Consider the following 11,595-nt stretch of genomic DNA (forward strand, 5'->3'; position numbering starts at 1 on the left):
CGTGAACAAGGGGCACCGCTCTCGATCTCCATCTGGTGCCGACCCGCGGTTCAGAGCGCTCCCTGATCGGCTGCGTCCGCTGGGGCGGTATGTCGACGGCCGTCCGGCGATCCGCCAACTGGCCTTCAGTAAGGGAAGTTCGGCTTCGGAGGGCCGCCCGGAACGGGTGCCCTTCTACTGGCTACGGCTCGCCAAGGGCCCGGTCCAACCGGCGGGCTCCTTCCACCAGCTGATCCACGCTGTCCGCGTACGCATAGCTCAGCCGCAGGTACGGGGCCGGCGGCTCCGCAGTGAAGTACGGCCCACCGGGTGTCACCGCCACCCCCGCGCGCAGCGCTGCGGCGGCGAGCGTCTCCGGGTCACGCCCTTCCGGGAGGCGCAGCCACAGGTGGTAGCCGCCGCACGGAAGGCGCTTGGGCAGCAGTTCGGGCCGCAGCCGTGCCAGCGCGCCGGCCAGCGCGTTCCGCCGCTCCCGCAGTGCGCCGGCCAGGGCCCGCAGGTGCTGCGCCCACGCGGGTGCGGCGACCAGCTCCAGTGCGGCCTCCTGCAGTGGCCGCGGGACGAAGAAGCTGTCCACCGCCTGCACCGCGCGCAGCCGGGCCAGCGCCGGACCGCGCGCGGCGAGTGCCGCGACTCGCAGGCTGGGCGAGGTCGCTTTGGTCAGTGAGCGGATGTGGACCACCACACCGTCGGGGTCGGCGGCGGCCAGCGGCGGCGGCAGGAGCGGCGCGTCCGCGTGGACCAGCTGCCGCGCGAAGTCGTCCTCCACCACGAACGCCCCGGCAGCCCGGGCGATCTGCAGCACTTCACGCCGCCGCCCCGGGTCGAGCACGGCGCCGGTCGGGTTCTGGAACAGCGGCTGGCAGAGGAACAGGCGGGCGCCGCTGGCAGCGAAGGCCTCGGCGAGCAGGTCGGTCCGTACCCCGTCCGCGTCCACCGGGACGGGGACCGGCCGCAGCCCGGCGGCCCTGGCGACCGCGAGCATCCCGGGGTAGGTGGGCGACTCGACCAGCACGGGCGCGCCCGGGGCGGCAAGCGAACGCAGGGCGGTGGTGAGCGCGCTCTGGCCGCCGGCGGCGATCAGCACGTCGGAGGCGGTGACGCTGTCGGCGATGTCGCGGGCGAACCAGGCCCGCAGCTCGGGCAGTCCCTCCAGCGGCGGCCGGCTCCACACCCCCGGCCGTCGGCCGGCCCGCGCGAGGGCGGCGGCGAGGGCACGTTCGGGCTGGAGGGAGGGGTGCAGGTAGCCGCTGTTGAGGTCGACCACCTCGGGCGGCGCCAGGGCGAGGGCCGCGAGGACGCCGGTGGCGTCCGCGCTGCGGGTCGGCGGGATGCCCGCCTCGGCGCTGAGCGCCACCTCCTGCCACGAGGTGTCCCCGAGCGCGTTCGCCGGGCGACGCTCCTCGGCGCGGAACACTCCGGCACCCGGCCGCGAGACCACCAGCCCCTCAGCGGCGAGCGCGGCAATCGCCCGGGAGACCGTCACCGGGCTCACCTGGTGCCGCTGCATCAGCTCTCGACTGGACGGCAGCTTCTCTCCTGGAGAGTAGCGGGAGAGATCGCGACGGAGAATCGCAGCAAGCTCTGCAACGCTGGTGCGGTCCATGGTGCAACCTTTCTCCCACTGCTACGCTCATGCATGACAGCACACGATAGCGCTATCCCGGCCCGATCGATAGCGGTCGACGGCACCGCCCTCGCCGCCCTGGGCGTACTCTGCTTCTCGTTCACCTTCCCCGCCACCGTCTGGGCGCTCGACGGCTTCGGCCCCTGGACGGTCACCGGCCTGCGCGGCGTGCTCGCCGCGGCCGTGGCCGGCGCGTGTCTGGCCGCCCTGCGCATCCCGCTGCCCCGGCGCTCGGACTGGCCCGGTCTGCTGGTGGTGGCCGGCGGCTGCGTGGTGGGCTTCCCACTGCTCACCACCCTCGCCCTGCAGACCTCCTCCACCGCCCACTCCGCCGTGGTGATCGGCATGCTGCCGCTCGCCACCGCCACGCTCTCCGCACTGCGCACCGGCGCCCGGCCGCCCCGGATGTTCTGGTGGGCGGCGACGGTCGGCGCGGCGGCAGTGCTGGTCTTCGCCCTCCAGCAGAGCGCCGGCCGGCCGGGGCTCGCCGACGGCTACCTGCTGGGCGCGCTGCTGCTCTGCGCCGCGGGCTACGCCGAGGGCGGCCGGCTGGCGCGAAGGATGCCCGGCTGGCAGGTGATCGCATGGGGCGTGGTCGCGGCGCTCCCCGCCACCGCGCTCACCTGCGTCCTCGCCCTGCCCTTCGAACCGGTCCACCCGACCGTGCACGGCCTGGCGGGGCTCGCATACCTCGCCGTCGTCTCCCAGTTCGGCGGACTCGTGGCCTGGTACCGGGGAATGGCCGCGATCGGCATCCCCCGGGCCAGCCAGCTCCAACTCGCCCAGCCGCTGCTCACCCTCGGCTGGTCCGTCCTGGTGCTCGGCGAGCGGCTGCCGCCGGCCGCGCCGGTGACGGCCCTAGCGGTGATCGCCTGCATCGCCGCCACCCAGCGCCTGCGCCGGTGACCCCCGAGCCCCGAACCTCCCTCGACCGCGGAGCCGCAGGCAGAGGTCGATGCCTTCCCCGGATGGCCACCGTCGAATCCATCCGCCTGCGGCCCCACCGGTGGTCCGGCGGAAGGGACTCAAGGCGCGTCCGGTGGAGCACCCCGACCGGCTCCTGTCCGACGGCGTCGACCGGCCGGGGACTCGCCACCGTCACCGGGACGGTTCGCCGTCGGAGAGTGCGGCGCGCAGCCGGGCGGCCGTCTCCTCGGCCTGCGTCTCGTCCGCGTAGCGGGTACGCGGCCAGAAGAATCCGCGCAAGCCGTCACGCGGGTTGCGCGGCACCACGTGGACGTGCAGGTGCGGCACGGACTGACTGATCCGGTTGTTGGCCGCCACGAAGCTGCCGACCGATCCCGTGCCCTTCTCCACGGCCGCCGTCACCCGTTGCACCCTGGTGAAGAAAGGTCCCACGGCCGATCGCGGCAGGTCGGTCAGCGTCTCGACGTGCCGTCGGGGCACCACCAGGACGTGACCGGGGAAGAGCGGCCGCCGGTCCAGGAACGCCACTGCAACGTCGTCGGCCAGCACCAGATGGGCCTGCGCCGGCTCGGCGACGATCTCGCAGAACCTGCACTCCACGCCGGTCCTCCCAACACTCGATCTCGGAACCCCTTGCTAACCCAAGCATCCGACCTGCTGCCGGACCACCGAGCAGCGCCACGGCAAGCACTTCTCCGGTGGTTTGCATCAGCCTTCGAGGTCGCCAAGCCGGCGCAGGACGTTCAGTGAGGGCCGACTGTCCGGGTCTGCGACGCGTCTGCTTGCCCACCGGCTGTGCTGACGGCTCCTCAACATCCCAGCAGGTACCGAGCTCCAACAGAATCAAACAGATACTCCCGCTCGTCACGGGCATGTCGGTCGTCAGTGAATTCCTAACGACACTTCACCTAGCCTGACAAATCCAGCTCCTCACAGGTGTTGACCACAAGGCCCAATCGTGTTTGATTATGTCGGAATTGACACTCATCTACTGTTGGGCGATCCCATCGGCGGGAGGCAGCACGCCGATGCCGCACGACGGGCCGCCCCAGGGAACGGCCCGCAGCAGCGTGATGCGGACGCCGTCCGAGAGAGTGTGCCGTCTCTTCCCCGACGCACTGGAGCTGAGCAGATGTTCGACGAGGCCGCCACCGACTTCGAGGCCGTCCACGGCGGACGGCCGACCGGCGTGTGGGCCGCGCCCGGGCGCGTGAACCTGATCGGCGAACACACCGACTACAACGACGGCTTCGTCCTGCCCATCGCCCTCCCGCACACGAGCCGGGTGAGCGCCCGCCGCAGGGAGGACGGACGGCTGCGCCTGTACAGCGCCCAGGGCGACGGCACGATCACCGACCTACCGCTGGACGGTCTGGCACCCGGCGTCGTCGCGAGCTGGGCCGGCTACCCGGCCGGCGTCTTCTGGGCACTCGCCGAGGCGGGTCACCCGGTCGGCGGGGCCGACCTGTACATCGACAGTGACGTGCCGGCCGGCGCCGGACTCTCGTCCTCCGCCGCCCTGGAGTGCGCGACGGCCGCCGCCCTGAACGACCTCTACGGACTTGGCCTTTCCGCGCCGGAACTCGCGCTGATCGCCCAACGGGCCGAGAACGCCTTCGTCGGTGTGCCGTGCGGTGTGATGGACCAGATGGCCTCCGCCTGCTGCACGAGCGGTACCGCCCTGTTCCTCGACCCCCGGACCCTCGAGCAGCGGCACGTGCCACTCGACCTGGAGGCGGCGGGGCTCCGGCTGCTGGTGATCGACACCCGGGTCAAGCACGACCTCGGCGACGGCGCCTACGCCGCCCTGCGGGCCGGCTGCGAGCGCGCCGCCCGCCTCCTCGGCCTGCCCGCGCTGCGCGATATCGCGCCCGACGGCCTCGCCGCGGCCCTGGACCGGCTGCCCGGTGAACTCAGGCCGCTGGTACGGCACGTGGTGACCGAGAACCGGCGCGTCACCGAGACCGTCGACCACCTGGTCCGCGGCGAGATCGCCGCACTGGGCCCGGTCCTGACGGCCGGACACGCCTCGCTGCGCGACGACTACCGGGTCTCCTGCCCCGAAACGGACCTCGCGGTCGAGACCGCCGTGGCCGCCGGGGCGCTGGGTGCCCGAATGACCGGCGGCGGCTTCGGCGGGTCCGTCATCGCGCTGGCCCAGGCCGCGGTCCTCGCAGGGGTCTCGGACGCGGTACGGGCGGCCTTCCGGTCGGCGGGCTTCGCGTCCCCGGTCATGTTCACCGCCGTGCCCTCGGCGGGAGCACGGCGGATGGCCTGACCCGTAACCGCACGCTCAGCCGGCAGCCGGGACGACGACGAGCTCGCCGACCGCGTCGGCGAGCACATTGCGGGCCGTCGCCGGCAGAGCGTCGTCGGTGACGAAGCAGTCGATCTCCACCAGGGCCGCGAAGCTGCTCAGCCCGATGACCCCCCACTTGGTGTGGTCCGCGACCACGACCGTGCGGCGGGCGGAGGCGATCAGCGCCCGATTGGTCTGCGCCTCGGCCAGATTGGGCGTGGTGAGGCCGGCCTGCTCGCATACGCCGTGCACGCCCAGGATCAGCAGGTCCACGTGGAGCGAGCGGATCGTCTGATCGGCCAGAGCGCCCACCAGAGCCGCGGACCTGGTGGGCGCCCCTCCGGTCAGAAGCAGCGACGGGACGGCCTCTCCCCCGTCGCGGCCTGCCGCCCACAGCAGGTCCGCGATCGGCAGGGAGTTGGTCACGACCGTCAGTTCCGGGATCTCCAGCAGCCGGGAGGCGACCGCGTAGGTCGTGGTACCGGCGGAGAGGGCCACCACGCTGGCCGGTTCCACCAGTTTCGCGGCCGCGTCGGCCAGTGCGGCCTTGGTGGCCTCCTCCAGACCGGACTTGGCGTCGAACCCGGGCTCGTACGTGCTCGCGGCCCCCGCCGCCATCGCTCCACCGTGCACCTTCTGCACGGCGCCCTGGCGCACCAGCGCGTCCAGGTCACGGCGGATGGTCATGTCCGACACACCGAACTGTTCGACCAGTTCGGCGACGCGAACCGCGCCGGCCCGGCGAATCGCCTCCAGGATCAGCGCCTGGCGTTGTGGAGCGAGCAACATCTGATCAGCCACAGAGAACCTCTCGATCGAACGGGTGTCGGCCAGCGACGAGAACGTTCAACTGTCCTGACTGGAAGTGGAGTTGGAGTTCCGTCGAAAAAGAGAACGGAACCGCCGGTGCCACGGGGTGTGGCGGCACCGGCAGTCCGGTGGCGGTCCGGCCGACCCTCGGCGGCCGCCCGCCCGTTCCGCCTTCGGCCGGGTCCCGAGCCGCCACCGCAGGTCGCGGCGGTTCGGTCACGCCTCGACCAGGTGGACGTCGACGAGGTGTTGCACCACCGGAACTCCCTGTTCGGGGCGGTCGGCGGTTCCGCAGGTGGGGCACGAAGGCCGGCCTCCCGCAGCATGCGCCGCAAGGAACGGATCCCGCGAGGCCGGAGGATGGTGTGCTCGACCTCGCGGCCCGCGGTCAGGCCGGGAGGCCGACCGCGCGTTCGCGGTTGCGGCGCTGCTGGATGATGACGGCGGCGACCAGCAGAGCGCCCTGTGCGACGTTCTGCCAGAACGCGTTGATGCCCTGGACGGTGAGGCCGTTCTGCAGGGCGCCGAGCAGCGCGACGGCGAGCAGCGTGCCGCCGATGCTTCCCTTGCCGCCCTTGAGGGCGCAGCCGCCGAGGGCCGCGGCGGTGATCGACTGGAGTTCCAGGCCTTCGCTGCCGGAGACGGGCTGGCCACTGCCGGTGCGGGCGGTGAGGAGGATTCCGGCGAGGGCGGCGACGGTGCCGGAGAGGGCGTAGGCGGAGATGAGGTACTTGTTCAGGTTGATACCGGCGAGGCGGGCGGCGGTGTCGTTGCCGCCGATGGCGTAGATGTTGCGGCCGATGTCGGTGTAGGTGAGCAGGGCGTGGACGGCGGCGGCGGTGAGGACGAGCAGCCAGACCATGGTGGGCAGGCCGGCGATCTTGCCCCGGCTGAGGAACACGAAGACGGGGTCGCCCAGTACGTAGCCCTGGGCCCGGCCGTCGGAGACGAGTTGGGCGACGCCTTTGTAGGCGGCCAGTCCGGCGAGGGTGGCGATGGTCGGGTTGACCCGGCCGTAGATGATGACGATCCCGTTGAACAGGCCGATGGCGGCACCGATGGCGAGGGCGGCCCCGATGCCGAGGTAGGGGTCGGCGCCGGTGGAGGTGAAGACCATGGCGCTGGTGACGGAGGCGAGTCCGGCCTGGGAGCCGACGGAGATGTCGAGGCCGCCGCAGATGATGACGACGGTCTGGACGACGGCCAGCAGGCCGGAGATGGTGGCGGCTTCGGCGATGACCTGGATGTTGTCCCAGCTGACGAAGTTGGGGTTGAGCGTGCCGAAGAGGGCGACTACGGCGATGAGGGCGCCGATGAGGCTGAGGTTCTGCCCGCCGATCGCGGCGAGCAGGCCGCGTGGGCCGCTGGGCCGGCCGGGCCGGGGCTGGTCCTTCGGCAGTTGGGCACTCGGGGAGGTGGTGGTCATCGGGTGTCTCCGGTCGGGGCGTGGGCGGTGGTGCCGGTGGCGAGGTCGTCGGCCATGGCCAGCGCGAGGATCGCCTCTTCCGTCGCCTGGTCGCGGGTGAGTTCGCCGGTGGTGCGGCCGTTCTGCATCACCACGATCCGGTCGGCGAGGCCGAGGACTTCGGGCAGTTCGGAGGAGATGACCAGGATGGCGGTGCCCTCGCGGGCGAGGTCGGCGATGATCTGGTAGATCTCGGCCTTGGCGCCGATGTCCACGCCGCGGGTCGGTTCGTCGAGGATCAGCAGGTCTGGTTTGCGGGCGAGCCAGCGGGCGAGGACGACCTTCTGCTGGTTGCCGCCGGACAGGGTGCGGACCTCTGCTTCGATGGAGGGGGCGCGCACCCGCAGCCGGTCGGCGAACTCCTGGGCGAGGACCTTCTCCTGACGGTGTCTGACGAACCGCCAGCGGCGTAGCCGGCCCAGGCTGACGAGGGAGGTGTTGTCGCGGATCGTGCGCTGCAGGAACAGCGCCTGGGCCTTGCGTTCCTCGGGGGCCAGGCCGATGCCGGCGGTGATGGCGGCGCGGGGGTCCTTCAGGCGCAGGGCCTTGCCGCCCAGTTCCACAGTGCCGGAGCGGATGGGGGCGTCGCCTGCCAGGGCGAGCGCGAGTTCGGAGCGTCCGGCGCCGATCAGGCCGGCGAGGGCGACGACCTCGCCGGCGTTGACCCGCAGGCTGATGTCGCTCAGGTCGTCCGTGGTGAGGTTCTTCACGTCCAGGACGACGCGGTCGGTGGCGACCTGCTGGCGGACGAAGAGGGAGGAGAGGTCCCGGCCGACCATGAGCCGCACGAGTGCGCTCTCGTCCGTGGCCGCGGCCCGGACGACCCCCGCGACCTGGCCGTCCCGCAGAACTGCGATGCCGTCGGCGAGTTGGAAGATCTCCTTCATCCGGTGGGAGACGTAGATGACGGCGATGCCCTCGTCGCGCAGTCGCCCGATCAGCGCGAACAGGGCCTCGACCTCGTGCTCGGAGAGCGAGGAGGTCGGCTCGTCGAAGGCGATCGCGCGCGGCGGGACCTGGCCGGTCGTCGCCCGCAGGATCTCGACCAGCTGGCGCTGGGCGGCGGTGAGTTCGGAGCCGAGCAGGTCGGGGTCGAGGACCTTGTCGAACCCGAGGTGCTTCAGGTCGGCGGTGATGCGGCGGCGCAGTTCGGCGCGGTCGAGGCGGCGCAGCCCGGTGCGGGGCAGCGAGCCGGTGTAGACGTTCTCGGCGACCGAGACATGGGGGATGATCTCGGGTTCCTGCGGGATGATCCGGATCCCGGCGCGACGGGCGTCCTGCGGGGAGTTCAGGTCGAGGACCAGGCCGTCCAGCAGGACCCGGCCCTCGGTGGGGCGGTGGTCACCGGTGAGGATGCGCAGCAGGGTGGACTTGCCTGCGCCGTTCTCGCCCATCAGGGCGGTGACCTGACCGGGCGGGAAGGTGAGGGTGACGTCCTTCAGCGCCTGGACGGCGCCGAAGCGCTTGGACACGCCCTCGGCGCTCAGGCCGGGCGGCGGGGCGGGCGAGGGTTCGGGTGCGGTCATCGGGGCCTCTTTGGCGGTGCGGCACGTACGGTCTTCGGGAGCCGAGCCGGTACGGCAGGCCGGTGCCCGCCCGCCGCACCGACGGCTCGACGCGGCGTCAGCTGCAGGACACGCCCGCGGACTGCCAGGTGGTGGCGTCGACCATCTTGGTCGGGGCGAAGGCCTCCTTGGGGAAGTCCTTGCCGTTCTTGAGCTTGTCGTACATGGTCTGCACCGCCAGGGCGCCGACGTCCTTGCCGTTGATGAACAGGGCGGCCTTCATGCCCGACGGCTTTCCGGACGCCCAGTCCTTGCACGCCAGGTAGGCGCCCAGGCCGACGCCGTCGATGTCGTTCGGGCTCACCCCGGCGTTCTGCAGGGCGGTCACGGCACCCTGGACGTTCTCGTCGTTGCAGCCCCATGTCACCCAGTGCTTGACGCCCGGGTTGGCGGTGATGGTGGCGGCGACCTTGTCCTGCGCGCCGGTCGGGGTGTTGTCGGTCGCGACGTCGATGTTCTGCACGCCCGGCACGGCCTGGTCGAAGGCGTCCTTCGCGGCCTTCACCCGGTCACCGCACACGGTGACGTCCTGCTTCCAGGCGGAGATGATCCGGGTGTCCGCCGGGGTCCAGCCGGCCTTCTTGAACTCCTCCGCGGCGCGCTGGCCGACCTGCTGGCCCATCTGCTGGCCGGAGAAGCCGATCCGGGGCACCAGGTCGGACGCGGTGCACTGCGCCGGGGACGGCCCGCTCGCGCAGACCTGGTCGTCGGAGGTGAGCAGCGCGGCCTTCGCGTCCCGTGCCGTCTGGACCACCTGCGGGCCGACCGCCGGGTCCGGCACCACGATGATCAGACCGTTGCTCTTCTGCGCGATCGCCGACTGCACCTCGCTGACCGTCTTGTTCGCGTCATTACCGAGGTTCACGACCTTCAGTTCGGCACCCAGCTCGGCGGCCTTGGCCTTCGCCCCTGCGGCCTCGTCCACGAAGTACTGCTGGTCCCCCTGCTTCTGCAGATAGGTGATCGAGATCTTGCCGGACACCGGCCCCACCGACGCGTCGGCGCCGGACGACGTCTGTCCGGTGGAACACGCGGTCAAGCCGAGGACGGTGGCCAGGCTCAAGGCGGCAGTCGGGGCGAGGCGGCTACGGAGGGAGGGGTGCATGCTGGGGGCTCCTGAGGGTGTTGGACCGATCGGCTAGAAGCAACACAACCGATCAGAAAGCATCGCGATCAAACGCGATGAAGCAAAAGGAAACGCCCAGTTCAGACCCGAGTCAAGCCTTCGAACCCAACTGGGCGGTTTCGAAACCGTCTCGTTACGCCCAATCAGCATCCGCCACCGGCACGAGAGTTGACAGAACTGGTGTCCTCACGCTCATGCGGAGCCGGCGCGGAACCCCCTGGAGCCCTGGGGCGGCACTGGGAGGCGCCCCCGGGGACGCGGCGAGTTGGCGCCACGCCCAGCGGCGGCCCCGGCGTCAACCTGTTCACGGCAGCCCGGGCGAAGCGCGGAACAGCGCCTCACTGGCCAGTGGCCCGCAGTCACTCGCCCACTTGCCTGCGGGCCCTCGCACCCGGTTCCCGTCGTTCCTCCCTCCGGTGCCACCTCGTGCCTCGGTCGCCCGTCGCTCCTCGCTTTCACGCCTTACATCAGCGGCTTCGCCGCGGGCGGCGGGCCCTCCGGCTCGGTGCGGACAGCTTCGGGCAGAGCTGGCAACGTCAACGACCCGTACGGGCGGCGCCGACGGCCACACCACGCCCCTGCGCTCGACACCCGGTACGACATCCGGCTTGGCACCGATGCCGAAACGCCAGTGGCCGATGACGTTGGTTTTGATGCCAAGCTGTTGATTAGTGTTGGAAGTCGGGCCTACGCTCCCGCCCGATGCCCGGAGGGCTGCGCAGTCAGCCGATCAATCGCCGGCTACATCCCCTATCCGGCCGGCGGCCTCGGACACCACCGGGACGCCGCAAAAAAGAACCGCCCCGAGGTCGACGGCAACCCCGGGGCACCCCGCGCGTCCCACCGACCGCGTCCGATGGAACGACGGCGCGATCGGCGGACGTCCGCTCAGTGTTCGCGGCTGAGGATTCTGCAACTCGACGGCTTTGCATACCGGCCGGGGCGATACGTCGGCCTGGACGCCCGACACGCCGGACCGGGCATCCGCACGCCCGGGGAGCAGAACACTGACTGGTGAAGATCCAGGCCAGGACGCTGCCTGCCCTGGACTGTCACCGCCGATGGGTTCGTGACACGCCGTTACCACCGATTACGGGCCAGAGCCGAAGACCGTACAGACCGTGCGTTGAGGTCCCCCAGCCGTCGGCGCGGCGCTGGACCAGCCCGCCGGGGTCGGCTGACCCCGGCGGGTGCCGTTCGCTCACGGAAAGTGGCCCGGGCTCAAGGCCATTGACGTCCTGGGTTGTGAACAGGTGAACGGAAGAGATCTGGCTGTACACGCGGATGGGGGCGGCAGCTGACGGCCTGCCCGGCAAAGCCGTGCCCGCTTCACCGTGCGCACACCGCGTAGGGGGTGACGGTGGTGTAGTTGGTGCTCTGGTTGTCGACGAGAACTTGCCAGGTGTTGCCGGCCGGCCGACTGGTGACTTCCGAGGGCGGAACGGCGCCGCCGCTCTGCTGGTATCCGCCACCGGTGATGACGCTGCCACTCGGGCAGCTGACCGTCCCCACCACCGGAACCCTGGCCGTCGCCGCCCCGTTGGGGCTAGTGCCGACGGGGACGGTGGCGGTGACCGTGTCGCTGGACGTGTCGATCACCGACACCGTGTTCGAGCCGTCATTGGTGACGTAGACACGGGTACCGTCCGGGCTGACCGCCACCCCGAAAGGGTTGGTGCCGACGGGGACGGTGGCGGTGACCGTGTTGCTGGACGTGTCGATCACCGACACCGTGTTCGAGCCGTCATTGGTGACGTAGACACGGGTACCGTCCGG

9 protein-coding genes are annotated in these 11,595 nt (G+C 71.4%); 2 read left to right on the top strand and 7 right to left on the bottom strand.

What is annotated here, in order from left to right:
* Positions 1 to 181: 181 nt before the first annotated feature.
* Positions 182 to 1,606 (bottom strand): aminotransferase-like domain-containing protein, encoded by a 1,425-nt coding sequence (locus ACZ5ON_RS08980; RefSeq protein ID WP_465587727.1) that lies wholly within the window; start codon positions 1,604 to 1,606, stop codon positions 182 to 184.
* A gap of 33 nt (positions 1,607 to 1,639) precedes the next feature.
* On the opposite strand from ACZ5ON_RS08980, the gene ACZ5ON_RS08985 reads away from it, so the two are divergent.
* Positions 1,640 to 2,533, top strand: a complete 894-nt coding sequence (locus tag ACZ5ON_RS08985) for a DMT family transporter (protein ID WP_465587729.1) — start codon at positions 1,640 to 1,642, stop codon at positions 2,531 to 2,533.
* 192 nt (positions 2,534 to 2,725) lie between these two features.
* On the opposite strand, the gene ACZ5ON_RS08990 is transcribed toward ACZ5ON_RS08985, so the two are convergent.
* On the bottom strand, positions 2,726 to 3,154 hold the full coding sequence (locus ACZ5ON_RS08990; RefSeq protein ID WP_465587731.1) for an HIT family protein: 429 nt from the start codon (positions 3,152 to 3,154) through the stop codon (positions 2,726 to 2,728).
* Between the two features lie 532 nt (positions 3,155 to 3,686).
* Between ACZ5ON_RS08990 and galK the strand changes: the two genes are divergently transcribed.
* Positions 3,687 to 4,832, top strand: coding sequence for a galactokinase (gene galK, locus ACZ5ON_RS08995; RefSeq protein WP_465587734.1), 1,146 nt, complete (start codon positions 3,687 to 3,689; stop codon positions 4,830 to 4,832).
* Positions 4,833 to 4,847: 15 nt separating this feature from the next.
* Here the strand turns inward: galK and ACZ5ON_RS09000 are convergent, their stop codons facing one another.
* From ACZ5ON_RS09000 to ACZ5ON_RS09020, 5 genes are all read right to left on the bottom strand, one after another.
* Positions 4,848 to 5,642, bottom strand: coding sequence for a DeoR/GlpR family DNA-binding transcription regulator (locus tag ACZ5ON_RS09000; protein WP_465587963.1), 795 nt, complete (start codon positions 5,640 to 5,642; stop codon positions 4,848 to 4,850).
* Between the two features lie 409 nt (positions 5,643 to 6,051).
* Positions 6,052 to 7,089, bottom strand: coding sequence for an ABC transporter permease (locus tag ACZ5ON_RS09005; protein WP_465587737.1), 1,038 nt, complete (start codon positions 7,087 to 7,089; stop codon positions 6,052 to 6,054).
* Entirely contained in the window at positions 7,086 to 8,654 is a 1,569-nt protein-coding gene (locus ACZ5ON_RS09010) for a sugar ABC transporter ATP-binding protein (protein WP_465587740.1), read from the bottom strand. The genes ACZ5ON_RS09005 and ACZ5ON_RS09010 overlap by 4 nt, the downstream gene beginning before the upstream one ends.
* A 97-nt stretch (positions 8,655 to 8,751) precedes the next feature.
* Positions 8,752 to 9,798 carry a substrate-binding domain-containing protein gene (locus ACZ5ON_RS09015; RefSeq protein WP_465587743.1) on the bottom strand — a complete coding sequence of 349 codons (1,047 nt, stop codon included), beginning with the start codon at positions 9,796 to 9,798 and terminating at the stop codon, positions 8,752 to 8,754.
* Between the two features lie 1,350 nt (positions 9,799 to 11,148).
* Positions 11,149 to 11,595, bottom strand: a 447-nt coding sequence (locus ACZ5ON_RS09020; protein ID WP_465587746.1) for a YncE family protein, incomplete at its 5' end; no start/stop codon positions are given.

The organism is Kitasatospora sp. NPDC032150 (assembly GCF_055579945.1).

Excerpts from the sequence above, each read along its gene's own strand:
- ACZ5ON_RS09005 (WP_465587737.1), bottom strand. The coding sequence starts at position 7,089 with ATGACCACCACCTCCCCGAGTGCCCAACTGCCGAAGGACCAGCCCCGG.
- ACZ5ON_RS09015 (WP_465587743.1), bottom strand. The coding sequence starts at position 9,798 with ATGCACCCCTCCCTCCGTAGCCGCCTCGCCCCGACTGCCGCCTTGAGC.
- galK (WP_465587734.1), top strand. The coding sequence starts at position 3,687 with ATGTTCGACGAGGCCGCCACCGACTTCGAGGCCGTCCACGGCGGACGG.
- ACZ5ON_RS09010 (WP_465587740.1), bottom strand. The coding sequence starts at position 8,654 with ATGACCGCACCCGAACCCTCGCCCGCCCCGCCGCCCGGCCTGAGCGCC.
- ACZ5ON_RS08980 (WP_465587727.1), bottom strand. The coding sequence starts at position 1,606 with ATGGACCGCACCAGCGTTGCAGAGCTTGCTGCGATTCTCCGTCGCGAT.
- ACZ5ON_RS08985 (WP_465587729.1), top strand. The coding sequence starts at position 1,640 with ATGACAGCACACGATAGCGCTATCCCGGCCCGATCGATAGCGGTCGAC.
- ACZ5ON_RS09000 (WP_465587963.1), bottom strand. The coding sequence starts at position 5,642 with ATGTTGCTCGCTCCACAACGCCAGGCGCTGATCCTGGAGGCGATTCGC.